This window comes from Paraburkholderia sediminicola (assembly GCF_046026675.1).
In the GTDB taxonomy this organism is placed as follows: Bacteria; Pseudomonadota; Gammaproteobacteria; order Burkholderiales; family Burkholderiaceae; genus Paraburkholderia; species Paraburkholderia sediminicola_F.
On record NZ_JAQQEY010000001.1, the window covers coordinates 356,341 to 373,191 of the forward strand.

Genomic DNA, 16,851 nt, shown 5'->3' on the forward strand with positions numbered 1-16,851 from the left:
TGTTCATGGTCAGCACCGCAGTATTCGCATTAGGAGATTGTCATGTCTAGCATCGGACACGATGTAACCGCGGGCCACGAGCACGTGCACGGCGACCATGCCCACGAAACGCCGCATGGCTGGCGTCGTTGGCTGTTCGCAACCAATCACAAGGACATCGGTACGCTGTACCTGATCTTCTCGTTCACCATGTTCCTCTCCGGGGGCGTGATGGCGCTGATGATCCGTGCCGAACTGTTCGAGCCGGGCCTGCAGATCATGCGCCCCGAGTTCTTCAACCAGTTGACCACCATGCACGGCCTGATCATGGTGTTCGGCGCGATCATGCCGGCCTTCGTCGGCTTCGCGAACTGGATGGTGCCGCTGCAGATCGGCGCATCGGACATGGCTTTCGCGCGCATGAACAACTTCAGCTTCTGGCTGCTGCCGGTGGCTGCAGTGTTGCTGGTCGGTTCGTTCTTCGCACCGGGCGGCGCGACCGCCGCGGGCTGGACGCTGTACGCACCGCTATCGACGCAGATGGGCCCGGGCATGGACTTCGCAATTTTCGCGGTCCACTTGATGGGTGCTTCGTCGATCATGGGCGGGATCAACATCGTTGTGACGATCCTGAACATGCGCGCGCCTGGCCTCACGCTGATGAAGATGCCGATGTTCGTCTGGACATGGCTGATCACCGCGTACCTGCTGATTGCCGTGATGCCGGTTCTGGCGGGCGCGATCACCATGGTGCTGTTCGATCGTCACTTCGGCACGTCGTTCTTCAATGCGGCAGGCGGCGGCGACCCGGTGATGTATCAGCACATCTTCTGGTTCTTCGGACACCCCGAGGTGTACATCATGATCTTGCCGGCGTTCGGGATCGTGTCGCAGGTGATCCCGGCGTTCTCGCGCAAGCCGCTGTTCGGCTATAGCTCGATGGTGTACGCAACCTCGTCGATCGCGATTCTGTCGTTCATGGTCTGGGCGCACCACATGTTCGCGACCGGCATGCCGGTAACGGGCCAGCTGTTCTTCATGTACGCGACGATGCTGATCGCCGTACCGACGGGTGTGAAGGTGTTCAACTGGGTCGCGACGATGTGGCGCGGTTCGCTGTCCTTCGAAACGCCTATGCTGTTCGCGGTCGGCTTCCTGCTGGTGTTCACGTTCGGCGGTCTGTCGGGCCTGATGCTCGCTATGGCGCCGCTCGACATCCAGTATCACGGTACTTATTTCGTGGTGGCCCACTTCCACTACGTGCTAGTGGCGGGTTCTCTCTTCGCGTTGTTCTCCGGGTGGTACTACTGGTCGCCGAAGTGGACCGGCTGGATGTACAACGAAACGCGCGGCAAGATCCATTTCTGGGCGTCGATGTTCTTCTTCAACCTCGCGTTCCTGCCGATGCACTTTGTCGGTCTCGCAGGTATGCCGCGTCGTTACGCTGACTACCCGGCACAGTTCACCGACTGGAACCAGGTCATCTCGATCGGCGCATTCGGCTTCGGTCTGGCGCAGGTGTACTTCCTGTTCGCAGTCGCACTGCCGGCCTACCGTGGCGGTGGCGAGCACGAGAAAGCGGGCGATAAGCCGTGGGACGGCGCAACGGGCCTTGAATGGACCGTGCCGAGCCCGGCTCCGTTCCACACGTTCGAAAACCCGCCGACCGTCGAGTAATCGGCGTTCAGCGAGGTTGCCGGTTCTGGCGGCGTGGTGTCAGTCGCCGCCCGAACCGGGCAGCCATGCGAGCAGTGGTGGCACCTTGTAGTGACGAAAGTATTCAGAAAGTCGAGCATGACGCGCAATCCTCAAGAAAGACGTACGCCCGAGCAGGTTCGCGCGGGCAACCGGCGGATCGGTATCGTGATGTTTGTCATCGCCGCGGCTTTTTTTGCGAGCGTCATCATCCATCAGAAGTGGTTCACCTGACGGGCTAGTTCGAGTCTGTGTGCAGGATTGTTGAGGATTGAGATGTCGACGCAACCGCCGGCTCGGGCCGATCGCTCTTTTAACCGTTCGATGCTGATCAAGCTGTTCATCGTCGCGTTGATGATGTTCGGTTTTGGTTTTGCGCTGGTGCCGATGTACCGCGCGATCTGCCAGATCACCGGCATCAACAACCTCGTGCAGCGTGATGCCACGGTGCGTGAGGCGAAGAATACGCAGGTCGACATGAGTCGTACGATTTCGATCGAATTCGATGCGAACGCGCGCGGCCCGCTGGGTTTCAAGCCGGAGCAACGTAGTCTCGATGTGCATCCGGGCGAAGTGACGACAGTGATGTACGAGGTCAGCAACGAACAGGCGCGCACGATTCAGGCGCAGGCCATTCCGAGCTACGCGCCGAAGCAGGCCACCGAGTACTTCAAGAAGATCGAGTGTTTTTGCTTTACGCAGCAGACTTTGACTGCGAACCAGACGAAGCGGTTGCCGGTGGTGTTCGTCGTCGACCCGAAGTTGCCGAAGGATGTGAAAACGATCACGTTGTCGTACACGTTCTTTGAATTGAATACGCCGGCAGCGGCGACGGCCGGGAGCGCAGCACCCACGGCCAACACGGCGGCAACCACCGCCAATCCCGCCTGACGGCACTGGCCGCAGGCGAAGGAAGAAGACGTTAATGAGCGATAACCGCGGCAGCCCACGCAAGAGCAGTTTCGGCCAGTCGATGAAAGCCGTGTTCTGGTCGTTTTTCGGGGTGCGCAAGCGTCGTGATCTGGAAGCGGACGCAACGCAGTTGAATCCGCTGCATGTGCTTGCAGCAGCGCTGATCAGCGTAGCTATCCTGATCGGGGTGTTGATCCTGATCGTGCATGCCGTAGTGGGTTGAGCCGGCAGGCACACAAGTCGTACCGGGCGAAGCAGAGCCCACGAATTAGAGAGAAGCGGTGCGGTATCGACGCGCCGCCGAAGATACAGCCGGAGATTCCGGAACAACTGGACTGAAGTGGAGAATCAAGAATGAGCGGTCAAAACGAGAGCCCGTACTATTTCGTACCGCATCCGTCGCGGCATCCGATCAGCGCCGCGGTCGGATTGCTGGTCATGCTCGGATCGCTTGCGGCCTGGATCAACGAACATGAACTGGCGCCGATCGGTGTCGTCGTCGGGTTGCTGTGGCTGCTCTATACCTTGTGGCACTGGTTCGGCGACGCGATCGCCGAGTCGGAAGGCGGCATGTACGGCAAGAATGTCGACAAGTCGTACCGCTGGAGCATGAGCTGGTTCATCTTCTCCGAAGTGATGTTCTTCGGCGCTTTCTTCGGCGCGCTGTTCTATGCACGTGAAATCGCGCTGCATCAGCTCGGCAGCCTCGACTACAAGCTGATCTGGCCGGATTTCTCGGCGGTGTGGCCGAACAATGGTCCGGCAGCTCTGGTCTCGACCTTCAAGTCGATGCAGCCGTGGCCGGTGCCGACCATCAACACGGCGCTGCTGCTGTCGTCCGGCGCTACGTTGACGGTTTCGCATCACGCACTGCGTGAAGATCATCGCAAGAAGGCGATCATCTGGCTGGCGGCTACGCTGGTGCTCGGCGTCTGCTTCCTGTTCCTGCAAGGCTTCGAGTATTTCCACGCGTATAACGAACTGAACCTGACGCTGTCCTCGGGTGTGTATGGTTCGACGTTCTTCCTGCTGACGGGCTTCCACGGTTTCCACGTGTTCCTCGGCGGTACGATGCTGGCCGTGGTGCTGGTGCGGATGATTCGCGGCCACTTCACTGCGGAGCATCACTTCGCATTCGAAGGTGCCGCTTGGTACTGGCACTTTGTGGACGTCGTGTGGCTTGGGCTGTACATCGTCGTGTACTGGCTGTAACGCAGTCTGGCCTGCGCCGACCGGTTTCCGGAACGGTGCGCGGGCCGTTCGCGCATCGCCATTCAAAGGCGCGGCGCACGAGCAGTACGCAAGTTATGCAGCGCCGCCCTCGACCCTGTCAGGGCGGCGTTTTGTTTGGCGGCGTGAAGAGTTTTTTCCGCCGAGCTCAACGCCCGTAAGGAATGCCGGTCGACTGAATCCAGCCCATCCAGTGAGCGAACAGGATGAACAGGAACAGCGAGATCGACAGACCCACCCGCGTGGCGAGCGACCAGACCATCCGCTTGGTTTTGCCCTTGTCATGCATCATGAAGTAAAGCGCGGACACCATGCTGGCGATGATCAGGACGAAGGCGATGGGAACGAGAATGTGCATGGAACCAACTGAAACCGGGAAGCGCAGAGGCAAGACGTTTATTATCGCACCGCGCGCCAGCGTCTGCCGTGCGTTCAGGACGCCGTCGCAAGCGGTGGTGCCGGAGGGTGTTCGATGAAGTTCCGCCTTATTCCCGTGCTGCTGATTCTGCTGGTGATCGTGGTGACGGTGCGGCTCGGTTTCTGGCAGCGCGACCGCGCACATCAGAAGGAAGCGCTCGAGGCGCACATGACGCAGTTCGAAAATGCGCCCGCGCAGCCTGTCAGCGCGACGCCGGTCGAACTGAAGGACATCGAATTTCATCGCGTGAAGGCGCGTGGCAGTTTCGTCGCGGACAAAGTTGTCTACCTGGATAATCGCCCGTATAACGATCAGCCGGGCTTTTACGTCGTGATGCCTTTTAAACTGGCCGACGGCGGTTACGTGCTGGTCAATCGCGGCTGGCTACCGCGCAACATGAACAATCGCGAGACCATTGCGCCGTACATCACGCCGCAAGGCGAGATCGAAATCGAAGGCATTGCGCGTGCCGATGCCTCGCGTGCATTCGAGTTGGGACAGGGCGGATCGGCCGCGCATCAGAAGATCCGCCAGAATCTGGATACGGCGGCCTACGCCGCGGAAACCGGGTTGCCGTTGCAATCGTTCGTGATCCAGCAATTGAGCGACGACGGCGACAAGCTGGTGCGCGACTGGCCGGCGCCAACAACCGGCGTCGAAACCAACTACGGCTACATGTTCCAGTGGTGGGGCATGGCGGCCGCGGCCCTGGTCTTCGGCTTGTACGCCGCGCGCCGCGCCGCGAAGAAAGAGCACGCCCCGGGCGTGTAACGCATCGCCTGCGGTTTCGTGCCCTGAGCAAGGACTCGAAGCCGCGCAATCATTGAAAGAGGTCCTGTAGTGTCGACGCAATCTCCCCGTTCGCCGCAAGCCGGCAAACCCGCAGCTCCGAAAGTGATGCCTGGTCAACCCAATGGCGAGGGATCGTGGAAGCGCGGCCGCTGGATGCTGCTGTTGCTGGCGGTCATCTGCGCCGCGCCGATCGTCGTATCGTATTTCGTTTACTACGTGGTCAAGCCGGCCGGCGGCAGCACGAGCTACGGCACGCTGGTCGAACCGCAGCGGCCAATTCCCGATTCACTCGTCGTGACGGGTGAAGACGGCAAGCCGCTCAAGCTCGCGACGTTGCGCGGCCGCTGGCTGATGATCTCCGTCGACAACAGCGCATGCGACAAAGCCTGTGTCACCAAGCTGTACTTCATGCGACAAATCCGCGCAGCTCAGGGCCCGGAACGCGAGCGCGTCGTCGAAGTGTGGCTGCGCACCGATGCGGGCAACGTGTCCGACGTGATACAAAAGGCCTACCCCGACACCAACATGCTGATCGCCAATCCGGCGCAGGTGTCCGCATGGCTGCCGACCGACACCGGTACCCAACTCACCGACCACATCTATATGGTCGATCCGAACGGCAATCTGATGATGCGTTTCCCGAAAGATCCGAACCCGAGCAAGATCAAGGTCGACGTGACCAAGCTGCTCAAGTGGTCGAGCATCGGCTGATGCCGCAACAAGGGTAAGAAAGATGTTCGTACTGCAACTGGCCCTGATCGGCTTGTGTATCGCGTTGTTGCCGTTGTCCTATGTATGGGTCAAGGCCGACGACAACAAATTCCGCAAGCTGGTGTGGCTTACGACTTTCCTGACGCTGGACCTGGTGATGTTCGGCGGCTTTACGCGTCTCACCGATTCTGGTCTCGGCTGCCCGGACTGGCCTGGTTGCTATGGCACGTCGTCGCCGTTCATCGCGCACGCCGCGATTACCGCCGCGCATCAATTGATGCCGACCGGTCCGGTCAGCATGACGAAGGCCTGGATCGAGATGATTCACCGTTACTTCGCGATGGCGATCGGCGTGCTGATCATCGCGCAGACGTTGATTGCGTGGACGGCTCGTATCAAGCGCCGTCCGCTTCATGTGTCGCCGTGGTGGCCGACTTCGCTGCTGCTGCTGATCCTCGTGCAAGGCGCATTCGGCGCGTGGACCGTGACCATGAAGTTGCAGCCGATCATCGTGACGACCCATTTGCTGCTCGGCCTCGCGTTGCTCGGCACGCTCGGCTGGCTGGCCGCGCGCCAAACGCCGCTACCAGCTTTTGAGCCCGAAGCCGCGCGCTGGCGCGCGGCGGCGATCGCCGGTCTCGTGCTGCTGCTCGTGCAGATCGCGTTGGGCGGCTGGGTCAGCACGAACTACGCGGTGCTCGCCTGCACGGACTTCCCGACCTGCAACGGCCAATGGGTCCCGCCGATGGATTTCGCGCACGGTTTTCACCTGTGGCGCGCGCTCGGCATGACCGGTGACGGCGACATGATCACGCAAGATGCGCTGGTCGCAATTCACTGGACCCACCGCACGTTCGCGATCGTCGTGGTCGCCTATCTGGTGTGGTTTGCGCTGAAACTGCGCCGTTTCGAGTCGCTGCGGCGGCCGGCAAACGGCGTGTTGCTGGTGGTGCTGATCCAGTTCATCACCGGTCTGTCGAACATCGTTCTGCAATGGCCGTTGCCCATTGCGGTCGCGCATAACGGGGGAGCCGCGATCCTGCTGCTTCTGCTCGTTATGTTAAACTTTCGGATCGCTTATAGCCGTCCCGGCCGCGCCGTGTTGCCTGCGCGCGATGCCGCGCCAGCGTGACCCCACATGGACAGCACAACTCTCTCCCAAACGCCCGGTAGCCGGGTCTCCCAGTACATCGCCCTGACGAAGCCGCGCGTCACGCAGCTCGCTGTGTTCTGCGCAGTCATCGGCATGTTTCTGTCGACGCCCGGCATGGTGCCGTGGACCGTCCTGATCGGCGGCACGGTCGGCATCTGGCTGCTGGCCGGTGCGGCGTTCGCCATCAATTGCCTGATGGAACAGAAGATCGACGCGAAGATGCGTCGCACGTCGTGGCGGCCGTCCGCGCGCGGCGAAATCACAACCCCGCAGATCCTGCTGTTTTCGGCCGTGCTCGGCGGACTCGGCATGTGGACGCTCTACACGTTCGCCAATCCGCTGACCATGTGGCTCACGCTCGCCACCTTCGTCGGCTACGCGGTTATCTATACTCTGCTGCTCAAACCGGCCACGCCGCAGAACATCGTGATCGGCGGCGCGTCTGGCGCGATGCCGCCGGCGCTCGGTTGGGCCGCCGTCACCGGTCACGTGCCGGGCGACGCATGGATTCTCGTGCTGATCATTTTCGTGTGGACGCCGCCGCATTTCTGGGCGCTCGCACTGTATCGCCGCAAAGACTACGAAAACGCCGGTCTGCCGATGTTGCCGAACACGCACGGCGAAAAGTACACGCGCCTGCATATTCTGCTGTACACCGTGATCCTGTTCGCGGTCACGATGATGCCGTTCATCTCCGGCATGAGCGGCGTGGTGTACCTCGCGGCGGCTGTGTTGCTTGGCGCCGTGTTCCTCGCGTATGCGTGGAGGATCTATCGGGACTATTCCGACGACCTGGCACGCAAGACCTTCCGTTACTCGATCGTCTATCTGTCGCTGCTCTTCGCCGCGCTGTTGATCGACCACTATGCGCGCGTCGTGATCGGCGCGTAACACCCATGCTTACACAACGCTTTGTGCGCACGGCGCGTGCCGCCGCGCGTGTCACTGTAATGGCTTGCGCACTCGGCGGCGCATTGCTGGTGGCCGGCTGCGGTAAGCAGCCGCCCGCGTTCCAGAACCTCGACATCACCGGCAACACGCAATTCGGGAGCAATTTCTCGCTGCCCGACACGTCCGGCAAGGTCCGCACGATGGCGGATTACAAGGGCAAGGTGGTGGTGCTGTTCTTCGGCTATACGCATTGCCCGGACGTTTGCCCGACCACGATGGCCGAGCTTTCGCAAGCGCTGCAGCAACTCGGGCCCGAAGACGCGAAACGCGTGCAGGTGCTGTTTGTCACTGTCGATCCCGACCGCGACACGCCGGCTTTGCTCGCGCAGTACGTGCCGGCGTTCAATCCGACGTTCGTCGGCTTGCGTCCGGCGGACCAGGCGCAGCTCACCAGGATCACGAAAGACTTCCGCGTGTACTACGCGAAGGTGCCGGGCAAGACAGCCGATAGCTACACGATGGACCACACGGCGGCGAGCTATGTGTTCGACCCGGACGGCAAGCTGCGTCTATTCGCGCGTGACGGCCAGGGCGCTACGCCGTGGGTGCACGACATCAAGCTGCTGCTCGATTAATGCATTGATGCAGACGGGTGCGCGAGTTTGCCGCACGCCCGTATTCAATTTCCTTCGCAGTTATCCTCAAGCCGGCATCGGTAAATTCATTCCCGGCGCTAGCCGCGTCGCCTTGAACTCCGTCACTTCGTAACGCGCGAGCTTCTGCTCGGCGAACGGGTCGCTGGCGAGAATCTCATCTAGTCTATCGCGCTCGATGCGCACCGCCAGAATAATGCCGCCGTCGCGTGGCACCTTCGGTCCGGCGGCTACGAATACTCCTGCTTCGAACTGCGCTGTCAGAAACGCGCGATGTGCTTCGAGCGCGTCGTCGACGCGCTCAAGTGGTGCGGTGTAGATGAGGTTGATGACGTACATGAGCGTTCTCGTAAGCGAACAAATGGGCCGCACGGGTTTGCGGGCAATGACCTTCGATTATCTGTCAGCAGCCGATTCGTTGCGCGCGAGCTACGAAGCTTAGTGCCTCGCTCCGGCTACGATGAGTGTGTTCCACATGAACAGCGCCGTTGCAGGGGCATATCCATATGCGATCGTGATATTTCCCATCCCGCCGGTCGTATGAGACCATTTACGGTCCAGTTGGCGGCGCGTCCACAAGATGCCTGCCGCCGGCTTCCACCCGAATCTGACATCGATCAGAACAAGCGAGAATCACATGCAGCGCAGAAATATCCTCAAAGCCCTCTCGGCAGTAATCGCCAGCGCGGCGATCGTCACCAGCTTTGGCGCATACGCCGACGACAAGGTCATCAAGGTCGGCACCATCGGCGGCCCGGATGCGCAAATCTGGGAAGTCGTCACGAAAGTGGCGAAGCGTGAAGGCCTGAATGTGAAGGTCGTCGAATTCAACGACTACGTGCAGCCGAACGCCGCGCTCGACGCCGGCGACCTCGACGCCAACAGCTTTCAGCACCAGCCGTACCTCGACAGCCAGGTCAAGCAACGTGGCTACAAGATCGTCAATGCGGGCCTGACGTACATTTCGCCGCTCGGCATCTATTCGAAGAAGCTGAAGTCGCTGAAGGATCTGGCGCAAGGCGCGAAGATCGCGGTGCCGAACGATCCGTCGAACGAGAACCGCGCGCTGCTGCTATTGCAGGCGCAAGGCGTGATCAAGCTGAAGGCCGGCGCGGGCACGAACGGCAATAACGCCACGGCACTCGACGTCGCCGAGAATCCGAAGAAGATCAAGCTGCTCGAACTGGACGCAGCACAACTGCCGCGTTCGCTGTCGGATGTCGACGCTGCCGCGATCAACACGAACTTCGCGCTGGCCGCCGGTCTGCAGCCGACCAAAGACGCGATCGCGCTCGAAGATATCCACAGCCCGTACGCGAACCTGATCGCCGTGCGCGCACAGGACAAGGACAAGCCGTGGGTCAAGAAGCTGGTCGCGGCCTACCAGTCGGAAGACGTGCGCCAGTTCATCAAGACGCAGTTCAAGGGTTCGGTGGTGCCGTCGTTCTAAGCGACATCCTTCAACCTGTTTTGCAAAACGAAAACGCCGCGGTGACAAACCGTGGCGTTTTTTTGTCCGTACGTCGCGCATTCCATTCGTTGGCGACCCTACAACTCCAACTCCCATCGCTCGATCATGAGATCCTTGCCGAAGCGCCGTTCGGTCGTCGTACAGACGAGCTGGAAGCCGGCGCGCTCGCACAGCCGACGTGGCTCACTGAGCGTGCTAGCCGTGGTCAGCGTGAGTTTGGTGTAGCCCGCGCGTCGCGCGAAGCGCACGCATTCGCTCATCAATTGCGTGCCGATGCCAAGGCGCTGCACGTCCGGCTCGACCCATAAGAGCCGCACGCCCGCCACGGTCGTCGAGATCCCGACGATGCACACCGAGCCGACCACCATGCCGTCCTGATCGGCAACCCAGCACATCTCGCGCACGGGATCGTTGCGCTGCGAGTAATCGGCGACAACGCGCGCGAGCAAGCCTTCGAACGATTGATCCCAACCGTATTGCGCGGCGAACCACTGCGCCTGCCGATGCACGAGCCAGCCGCACTCGCCGGCGCGTGGCTGCCGGAGGCTCACGAGTTCGTGCTGCGGCTTGCTGTCGAGCAAGCGTTCGATCACCTTCATCGCGGCGATCAGGTGTTCCTGGGAAAGCATGGTGAGGCCGTTCAGCAGCGCCGATACTTCGTCGATCGCCGCCGTATCGAGCGGTGCGTAGGCCGCGTGGCCGTTGTCGGTGAGGGCGATCAGCGACTGGCGCGCGTCCGTGTCGGAGGGGCGCCGGGTAATCAGGTTGCGTCGTTCAAAACTGGTCAGAAGGCGGCTGAGGTAGCCACTGTCGAGGCCGAGGTTGCGCCCGAGCACCGAGGCTGTCTGCGCGCGTCCGCGGGACAGTTCGTGCAGAACACGTACTTCCGTCAGCGAGAAGGCGCTCTTTGCCAGATGCTCGTGCAGAGCGCCGATGAGCTGGGTATAGAAGCGGTTGAAATGGCGGACGGCCTGAGCACGCCGCAGCGCCTCGGAATCTGTCAAATGCTGCTCCCCGGGGGAATTTTTATGGCTAGCTACACATCACTATATTGGAACGGAACCCATTAAAAAAGCCGCGCGGCCAAGGAGCGTCCCTAAGTGGTATCAGAAAGATACGGATTTTAGGGCGTCTCTCCGGCCAGGAAGAGAACCAATATGGACCACCCGGGTGCCCTCCGGCAGCCCGAATGCGGGTAAATCCCGATCCCCGTAAACCGCTCTCCGAAGCCCTCAAATCGCCCTCTGACGCTTAGCCAGCAAGGCTTTCCGCTAATTCGTACCAGCATGGGACCAGTTGGTTGACTGGTATTATGTTGGTTATATAATGGGCTCTCATTTTCGTAGGCCGCATTCTTCTAGACGACCGCCGGAGCCCCATGGAAACTCGCTGGTCCGCACTGATGCCTGACGCTCGCAACGTCACGCCGCTCTATCTGCAGCTCGCGCGCAATCTGGCGACGGCGATCCACTGCGGCGTTTGGTCGGCGGGTGAAGCGCTGCCTTCGGAACGCACGCTTTCGGATGCGATCGGCGTGTCGCGCATCACCGCGCGCAAGGCGATCGAGCTGCTGGTCGAACAAGGCCTGATCCGGCGGGCGCGGGGCGCTGGCAGCTTCATTACGCCGCGTGTCGAAGACCCGCTGTCGCGGCTCACCGGTTTCACGAAGAAGATGCAGCAACGTGGTTTCCGGCCGGATTCGGTGTGGCTTGAGCGCGATATCCGCGCTGCCAACCGTGATGAGCTGGTGCACCTAGGCCTTTCACCCGGTGCGGCGGTGACGAGCCTGCGGCGCCTACGGCGCGCGGACGGCATCGTGATGGCGGTCGAGCATTCGGCGCTGCCCGCGGCGATCGTGCCGGATCCGCTGGCCATCGGCGTGTCGCTATACAGCTATCTCGAACAACGTGGCGCTGCCGTCGTGCGCGCCTTGCAGCACTTTCGCGCGGTCAATGCTTCGAGCGAAATCGCGTCGTTGATGGATATCGAACCGCGCTCGGCGCTGCTGGTCATTACCCGTATCGGGTATAGCGCGGACCAGCGTGCGATCGAACTGACTGACACCTATTGCCGCGACGATTACTACGACTTTGTCGCTGAATTGCGCACCTGATTGGCGCGCCTGAGCGGGCCGCCGTCATGTGCGGCACAGCCGAGCGCAATTCAGTCACACCCCGCATTACGCCTCACCAGAGAGACTCATGTTGACCGGAAACATACTCACCACCGATGGGTGGATTTACGGCACGCTCGAATACGAAAACGGCCGCATCACGGCACTGACCGGCGAACGCGTCGATCCGGCGAAGAATGACGCGCCGTACATCCTGCCCGGCTTCATCGATCTGCACGTGCATGGCGGCGGCGGCTCCGACGTGATGGAAGGCGGCGACGCGATCGAAACCATCACCCGCACGCATGCGCGTCACGGTACGACCAGCCTGCTCGCCACCACGATGACCGCGCCGCGCGACGAGCTGATGAATGTCGTCGCGGAGCTGGGCAACAACGCGCGCATTCGCACGCCAGGCGGATCGCGCGTGCTCGGCGTCCATCTGGAAGGACCGTACATCAACCCCGGCAAGCTCGGCGCGCAGCCGGACGCCGCGGTGTCCGCGGTGATGGACGAAGTGCTGAAGTATCTGTCGATCGCGCCGATTCGCGTGGTCACGTTGGCGCCCGAAATCGCCGGCCACATGGAGATCATCTCCGAGATGGCGGCGCGCGGCGTGCGCGTGCAGCTCGGCCATTCGCTCGGCACCTACGACGACGCCGTCGCCGCACTCAAGCATGGCGCATGTGGCTTCACGCATCTGTTCAACGCGATGTCGCCGCTGCATCACCGCAATCCTGGCCTCGTCGGCGCCGCGCTCGCGCATGCCGAATTCGCCGAAATCATTCCCGACCTGCTGCACGTCCATCCGGGCGCGATCCGCGCCGCGTTGCGGGCGATCCCGCGTCTTTACGTAGTGACGGACAGCACCTCGGCTACCGGCATGCCCGATGGCGAATACCGCCTCGGCAGCCAGCATGTGACGAAGTGCCTCGGCGGCGTGCGTCTCGCCGACGGCACGCTCGCCGGCAGCACGCTGACGATGGATCAGGCGCTGCGCAATCTCGTATCGATCGGCTTGCCGATCGCCGATGTTTCAAACCGTTTGTCGCGCTACGCCGCCGACTACCTCGGCATCGAAGACCGCGGCCGCATCGCGCGCGGTGCGTGGGCCGATGTGGTCGTGTTCGATCGTGAACTGGCGTTGACCGCGACATACGTCGAAGGAGAATCAATTGTCGAATATGCTTAAAGAGGCGCTGGCGTCCGCTGAAACGGTCGCCGCGCAGCTCAGGGACATCTCGCGCGTCGAAACATTGGCGGCGAAGCTCGCCCAGCAACCGCGCCATGTTGCGCTGACGGTCGCGCGCGGTAGCTCGGATCATGCGGCGAGTTACTTCGCAAGCCTGACGATGAGCCGCCTCGGTGTGCCGGTCGCCTCGCTGCCGATGTCGGTCGCGACGCTCCAGCAAGCGCCGCTGCAGGTGCGCGATCAGCTCGCGCTGGCGTTCTCGCAATCGGGCAAGAGCCCGGATCTGGTCGGCACGATGGAAGCGTTGCGCAAGGCCGGCGCGTTGACGGTGGCCGCAGTGAATGCGCCGAACTCGCCGTTGGCAGACGCTTGCGAATTTCACCTGCCGCTCGTGGCCGGTCCGGAACTGAGCGTCGCGGCGACCAAGAGCTACATCGCGATGCTGTCGATCTCTGCGCAACTGGTCGCTCACTGGCAGAAAGACGAAGCGTTGCTCGGCGCGCTGAACACGCTGCCCGACGCCTTGCAAGCCGCCGGCAAGCTCGACTGGTCGAAGGCAGTGGACGAACTGCGTGGCGTCGAACGCATGATCGTGATCGGTCGCGGTCTGGGCCTCGCGATCGCGCAGGAAGCCGCGCTGAAATTGAAGGAAACCTCCGGCATTCAGGCCGAAGCGTTTTCGAGCGCGGAAGTGCGGCATGGTCCGATGGAACTGATCGATCGCGACTACCCGCTGCTGGTCTTCGCACCGCGCGGTCCCGAACAAGCCGGCTTGCTGCAACTCGCGCGCGACATGCAGGCGCGCGGCGCCCGCGTGCTGCTCGCCGCGCCGGCCGACGTGCCGGAAGCGACGCTGCCGCTCGCCACCACCGCTCATGCGGCGCTCGATCCGATCGCTGCAATCCTGTCCTTTTACGTGATGGCTGCCGGCCTTGCCGCCGCACGCGGGCGCAATCCTGACGCGCCCCGCCATCTCAACAAAGTCACCGAAACTCACTGACGAGAAATCAGATGCGACGTGTCGAGGAGTCCCGCTTGAAGAGTCATTCTGAAGGCCATATTGTTTTGCTCGCGCCGATGACCGGTCCGGTCGTGCCGCTGGCGAATGTGCCCGACCCCGTGTTTTCGGGCGGCATGTTCGGCGACGGCATCGGCATCGATCCGCTCGAGGGGCGACTCGTTGCGCCGTGCGACGGCACCATCACCCATCTCGCGCGCACCGGCCACGCGGTCACGCTCGCGACGGCCGAAGGCGTGGAGATTCTGTTACACATCGGCATCGATACCGTCGAGATGAATGGCAAGGGCTTTGCGCCGATGGTCGCGCAAGGCGCGCATGTGCGTACCGGGGACATCCTGATCGAGTTCGACCAGGACCAGGTCGCGCTGAATGCGCCGAGCCTCGTCTCGGTCGTCGCGATTGCCAATTCGGATGCGTTCGAGATTGTCGAGCGTGCGCAGGACGGCATGCTGAAGGCAGGCGAAACGCCGTTGCTGATGCTGCGCGCTCGCGGTGGCGAGGCGGCGCACGCCTCGCGCCAGGCGAGCGCCACCAACGTGACCGAAGAAGCCCGTCAGCAAGTCACGCTGGTCCACGCGGGCGGTCTGCATGCACGGCCGGCAGCACGCGCTCGCGAAGCGGCGCGCGGTTTCGATGCGCGTGTCGAAGTGCGCTATGAAGGGCGCAAGGCGGCGATCGAGAGCGTGGTCGGTTTGCTCGGCCTCGGCGCGGGCGAAGGTGCGACTGTCGAGTTGCTCGGCGTCGGTCCGCAAGCCCAGGCAGCGATCGAAGCGATCGCACACGAATTGACGCGTGAAGCGCACGGCGAAGTCGAAGAGAAGCCGGCTCGTCAAAGTTCGCCGGCGCCGCAAGCACGTGCCCGCGCCGCGGGCGAAGCGCTCGCACCGAACATGCTCGCGGGCGTGTGCGCGTCGCCGGGCGTCGCGGTCGGCAAGCTGGTACGTTGGGACGATGCGGACATCGATCCGCCGGAAAAGGCGAACGGCACGTCGGCGGCCGAAAGCCGGTTGCTCGACAAGGCGATTGCTACCGTCGACGCGGACCTCGACACAACCGTGCGTGACGCATCGCAACGCGGCGCCGTTGGCGAAGCAGGGATTTTCTCGGTGCATCGCGTGCTGCTTGAAGACCCGACCTTGATCGACGCAGCGCGCGATCTGATCAGCCTCGGTAAGAGCGCCGGCTTTGCGTGGCGCGAAGCGATCCGCGCACAGATCGCCATCCTGACGAACATCGAAGACGCCTTGCTCGCGGAACGTGCTGCCGATCTGCGCGACATCGAAAAGCGCGTGTTGCGCGCGCTCGGTTATACGAATGCGGCGGCACGCACATTACCGGAAGAGGCTGTGTTGGCGGCCGAAGAGTTCACGCCGTCGGATTTGTCGTCGCTGGATCGTACGCGTGTCACCGCGCTGGTGATGGCGCGCGGCGGTGCCACTTCGCATGCGGCGATTCTCGCGCGCCAGGCCGGCATTCCGGCGCTGGTCGCAGTCGGCGATGCATTGCACGCGATCCCTGAAGGCACGCAAGTGGTGGTGAACGCCACTACCGGCCGTCTCGAATTCGCGCCGACTGAGCTCGACGTCGAACGTGCCCGTCTTGAGCGCAGCCGCCTCGCCGGCGTGCGCGAAGCGAATCGCCGTACGTCGCAACAGGCGGCCGTGACTTCCGATGGCCGCGCGATCGAAGTCGCCGCGAACATCGCCACGCTCGACGACGCGAAAACCGCCGTCGACAACGGCGCCGATTCCATCGGCCTGCTGCGCACCGAACTGCTGTTCATTCACCGCGCCTCGGCGCCGACCATCGACGAACATCGCCAGAGCTACCAGGCCATCGTCGAAGCGTTGAGCGGCCGCACCGCGATCATTCGCACGCTGGACGTGGGCGCGGACAAGGAAGTCGATTACCTGACGCTGCCGCCCGAACCAAACCCGGCGCTCGGCCTGCGTGGCATCCGCCTCGCACAAGTGCGCCCGGATCTACTCGACGATCAGTTGCGCGGCCTGCTCGCGGTCCAACCGCTCGGCGCCGTACGTATCCTGCTGCCGATGGTCACGGATGTCGGCGAATTGATCCGCATCCGCAAACGCATCGACGAATTCGCCCGTGAATCGGGCCGGACCGAACCGATCGAAGTCGGCGTGATGATCGAAGTGCCATCGGCTGCCTTGCTCGCCGATCAACTGTCGCAACACGCGGATTTCCTGTCGATCGGCACCAACGATCTGACGCAATACACGCTCGCCATGGACCGTTGCCAGGCTGATCTCGCGGCGCAAGCGGACGGCTTGCATCCGGCGGTGCTGCGCCTGATCGCAGCGACCGTGCAGGGTGCCAACAAGCATGGCAAATGGGTCGGTGTATGCGGCGCACTGGCGGGCGATCCGCTGGCCATGCCGCTGCTCGTCGGCCTCGGCGTGACCGAGCTCTCGGTGGATCCGGTGTCGGTGCCGGGCATCAAGGCGCGAGTGCGCAACCTCGATTATCAGCTGTGCCGTCAACGCGCCCAGGATGCCCTGGCGCTCGAATCGGCGCAGGCGGTAAGAGCAGTAAGCCGCGAAACCTGGCCGCTGGACTGAACCCCACACAGTCCGCAACCAGCTTCGCATAGTCACTA

At 62.5% G+C, this 16,851-nt stretch carries 18 protein-coding genes; 15 read left to right on the forward strand and 3 right to left on the reverse strand.

All coding sequences use genetic code 11. From position 1 onward, the window contains the following. The first annotated feature begins 42 nt into the window (after nucleotides 1-42). From ctaD to PQQ86_RS01575, 5 genes are all read left to right on the forward strand, one after another. Nucleotides 43-1,656, forward strand: a complete 1,614-nt coding sequence (ctaD, locus tag PQQ86_RS01555) for a cytochrome c oxidase subunit I (RefSeq protein WP_169485388.1) — start codon at nucleotides 43-45, stop codon at nucleotides 1,654-1,656. Between the two features lie 117 nt (nucleotides 1,657-1,773). After that, nucleotides 1,774-1,908, forward strand: coding sequence for a cytochrome oxidase small assembly protein (locus PQQ86_RS01560; protein ID WP_211607278.1), 135 nt, complete (start codon nucleotides 1,774-1,776; stop codon nucleotides 1,906-1,908). 42 nt (nucleotides 1,909-1,950) lie between these two features. Beyond that, complete coding sequence (locus PQQ86_RS01565) at nucleotides 1,951-2,565, forward strand: cytochrome c oxidase assembly protein (protein WP_408264380.1); 615 nt, start codon at nucleotides 1,951-1,953, stop codon at nucleotides 2,563-2,565. A gap of 34 nt (nucleotides 2,566-2,599) precedes the next feature. Further along, complete coding sequence (locus tag PQQ86_RS01570) at nucleotides 2,600-2,809, forward strand: DUF2970 domain-containing protein (protein ID WP_054035759.1); 210 nt, start codon at nucleotides 2,600-2,602, stop codon at nucleotides 2,807-2,809. 131 nt (nucleotides 2,810-2,940) lie between these two features. Then, nucleotides 2,941-3,798: a cytochrome c oxidase subunit 3 gene (locus PQQ86_RS01575; protein ID WP_408194492.1), complete on the forward strand. Its 858-nt coding sequence runs from the start codon at nucleotides 2,941-2,943 to the stop codon at nucleotides 3,796-3,798. A 166-nt stretch (nucleotides 3,799-3,964) separates the two neighbouring features. Here PQQ86_RS01575 and PQQ86_RS01580 read toward each other — a convergent pair whose 3' ends face one another. Next, the gene (locus PQQ86_RS01580) at nucleotides 3,965-4,174 is read right to left on the reverse strand and encodes a twin transmembrane helix small protein (protein WP_007179452.1); all 210 of its coding nucleotides are present in this window, start codon (nucleotides 4,172-4,174) and stop codon (nucleotides 3,965-3,967) included. A gap of 114 nt (nucleotides 4,175-4,288) precedes the next feature. On the opposite strand from PQQ86_RS01580, the gene PQQ86_RS01585 reads away from it, so the two are divergent. The 5 genes from PQQ86_RS01585 to PQQ86_RS01605 all read left to right on the forward strand — a co-directional run bounded on the left by PQQ86_RS01585 (nucleotide 4,289) and on the right by PQQ86_RS01605 (nucleotide 8,416). Further along, nucleotides 4,289-5,005, forward strand: a complete 717-nt coding sequence (locus PQQ86_RS01585; RefSeq protein ID WP_408264382.1) for an SURF1 family protein — start codon at nucleotides 4,289-4,291, stop codon at nucleotides 5,003-5,005. Between the two features lie 69 nt (nucleotides 5,006-5,074). Continuing rightward, nucleotides 5,075-5,737, forward strand: a complete 663-nt coding sequence (locus PQQ86_RS01590) for an SCO family protein (protein ID WP_408264384.1) — start codon at nucleotides 5,075-5,077, stop codon at nucleotides 5,735-5,737. A 22-nt stretch (nucleotides 5,738-5,759) separates the two neighbouring features. Continuing rightward, complete coding sequence (locus PQQ86_RS01595; RefSeq protein ID WP_408264386.1) at nucleotides 5,760-6,869, forward strand: COX15/CtaA family protein; 1,110 nt, start codon at nucleotides 5,760-5,762, stop codon at nucleotides 6,867-6,869. 6 nt (nucleotides 6,870-6,875) lie between these two features. Further along, the gene (gene cyoE / locus PQQ86_RS01600) at nucleotides 6,876-7,781 is read left to right on the forward strand and encodes a heme o synthase (protein WP_408264388.1); all 906 of its coding nucleotides are present in this window, start codon (nucleotides 6,876-6,878) and stop codon (nucleotides 7,779-7,781) included. 5 nt (nucleotides 7,782-7,786) lie between these two features. Beyond that, a complete protein-coding gene (locus PQQ86_RS01605; protein ID WP_408264390.1) occupies nucleotides 7,787-8,416 on the forward strand; it encodes an SCO family protein in 630 nt (209 codons plus the stop codon). Between the two features lie 66 nt (nucleotides 8,417-8,482). On the opposite strand, the gene PQQ86_RS01610 is transcribed toward PQQ86_RS01605, so the two are convergent. Beyond that, nucleotides 8,483-8,773 (reverse strand): YciI family protein, encoded by a 291-nt coding sequence (locus tag PQQ86_RS01610; RefSeq protein ID WP_408264392.1) that lies wholly within the window; start codon nucleotides 8,771-8,773, stop codon nucleotides 8,483-8,485. Between the two features lie 298 nt (nucleotides 8,774-9,071). Between PQQ86_RS01610 and PQQ86_RS01615 the strand changes: the two genes are divergently transcribed. Then, entirely contained in the window at nucleotides 9,072-9,884 is an 813-nt protein-coding gene (locus PQQ86_RS01615; RefSeq protein WP_408264394.1) for a MetQ/NlpA family ABC transporter substrate-binding protein, read from the forward strand. Nucleotides 9,885-9,982: 98 nt separating this feature from the next. Here PQQ86_RS01615 and PQQ86_RS01620 read toward each other — a convergent pair whose 3' ends face one another. Further along, complete coding sequence (locus tag PQQ86_RS01620) at nucleotides 9,983-10,909, reverse strand: bifunctional helix-turn-helix transcriptional regulator/GNAT family N-acetyltransferase (protein WP_408264396.1); 927 nt, start codon at nucleotides 10,907-10,909, stop codon at nucleotides 9,983-9,985. A gap of 374 nt (nucleotides 10,910-11,283) precedes the next feature. Here PQQ86_RS01620 and PQQ86_RS01625 point away from each other — a divergent pair, with 374 nt between their 5' ends. From PQQ86_RS01625 to ptsP, 4 genes are all read left to right on the forward strand, one after another. Continuing rightward, complete coding sequence (locus PQQ86_RS01625; protein ID WP_054035773.1) at nucleotides 11,284-12,018, forward strand: GntR family transcriptional regulator; 735 nt, start codon at nucleotides 11,284-11,286, stop codon at nucleotides 12,016-12,018. Nucleotides 12,019-12,106: 88 nt separating this feature from the next. Continuing rightward, nucleotides 12,107-13,210: an N-acetylglucosamine-6-phosphate deacetylase gene (gene nagA / locus PQQ86_RS01630; RefSeq protein ID WP_408264399.1), complete on the forward strand. Its 1,104-nt coding sequence runs from the start codon at nucleotides 12,107-12,109 to the stop codon at nucleotides 13,208-13,210. Beyond that, on the forward strand, nucleotides 13,203-14,210 hold the full coding sequence (locus PQQ86_RS01635) for an SIS domain-containing protein (protein WP_408270014.1): 1,008 nt from the start codon (nucleotides 13,203-13,205) through the stop codon (nucleotides 14,208-14,210). The genes nagA and PQQ86_RS01635 overlap by 8 nt, the downstream gene beginning before the upstream one ends. A gap of 11 nt (nucleotides 14,211-14,221) precedes the next feature. Beyond that, nucleotides 14,222-16,813 carry a phosphoenolpyruvate--protein phosphotransferase gene (gene ptsP, locus PQQ86_RS01640; RefSeq protein WP_408264401.1) on the forward strand — a complete coding sequence of 864 codons (2,592 nt, stop codon included), beginning with the start codon at nucleotides 14,222-14,224 and terminating at the stop codon, nucleotides 16,811-16,813. The last annotated feature ends 38 nt before the right edge of the window (nucleotides 16,814-16,851 follow it).

What these genes read in the sequence shown, in the direction of transcription:
- ptsP (WP_408264401.1), top strand. Translation starts at nt 14,222, where the DNA reads ATGCGACGTGTCGAGGAGTCCCGCTTGAAGAGTCATTCTGAAGGCCAT.
- PQQ86_RS01595 (WP_408264386.1), top strand. Translation starts at nt 5,760, where the DNA reads ATGTTCGTACTGCAACTGGCCCTGATCGGCTTGTGTATCGCGTTGTTG.
- PQQ86_RS01575 (WP_408194492.1), top strand. Translation starts at nt 2,941, where the DNA reads ATGAGCGGTCAAAACGAGAGCCCGTACTATTTCGTACCGCATCCGTCG.
- PQQ86_RS01605 (WP_408264390.1), top strand. Translation starts at nt 7,787, where the DNA reads ATGCTTACACAACGCTTTGTGCGCACGGCGCGTGCCGCCGCGCGTGTC.
- PQQ86_RS01610 (WP_408264392.1), bottom strand. Translation starts at nt 8,773, where the DNA reads ATGTACGTCATCAACCTCATCTACACCGCACCACTTGAGCGCGTCGAC.
- PQQ86_RS01560 (WP_211607278.1), top strand. Translation starts at nt 1,774, where the DNA reads ATGACGCGCAATCCTCAAGAAAGACGTACGCCCGAGCAGGTTCGCGCG.
- PQQ86_RS01615 (WP_408264394.1), top strand. Translation starts at nt 9,072, where the DNA reads ATGCAGCGCAGAAATATCCTCAAAGCCCTCTCGGCAGTAATCGCCAGC.
- cyoE (WP_408264388.1), top strand. Translation starts at nt 6,876, where the DNA reads ATGGACAGCACAACTCTCTCCCAAACGCCCGGTAGCCGGGTCTCCCAG.
- PQQ86_RS01625 (WP_054035773.1), top strand. Translation starts at nt 11,284, where the DNA reads ATGGAAACTCGCTGGTCCGCACTGATGCCTGACGCTCGCAACGTCACG.
- ctaD (WP_169485388.1), top strand. Translation starts at nt 43, where the DNA reads ATGTCTAGCATCGGACACGATGTAACCGCGGGCCACGAGCACGTGCAC.
- PQQ86_RS01585 (WP_408264382.1), top strand. Translation starts at nt 4,289, where the DNA reads ATGAAGTTCCGCCTTATTCCCGTGCTGCTGATTCTGCTGGTGATCGTG.
- PQQ86_RS01635 (WP_408270014.1), top strand. Translation starts at nt 13,203, where the DNA reads ATGCTTAAAGAGGCGCTGGCGTCCGCTGAAACGGTCGCCGCGCAGCTC.
- nagA (WP_408264399.1), top strand. Translation starts at nt 12,107, where the DNA reads ATGTTGACCGGAAACATACTCACCACCGATGGGTGGATTTACGGCACG.
- PQQ86_RS01565 (WP_408264380.1), top strand. Translation starts at nt 1,951, where the DNA reads ATGTCGACGCAACCGCCGGCTCGGGCCGATCGCTCTTTTAACCGTTCG.
- PQQ86_RS01570 (WP_054035759.1), top strand. Translation starts at nt 2,600, where the DNA reads ATGAGCGATAACCGCGGCAGCCCACGCAAGAGCAGTTTCGGCCAGTCG.
- PQQ86_RS01580 (WP_007179452.1), bottom strand. Translation starts at nt 4,174, where the DNA reads ATGCACATTCTCGTTCCCATCGCCTTCGTCCTGATCATCGCCAGCATG.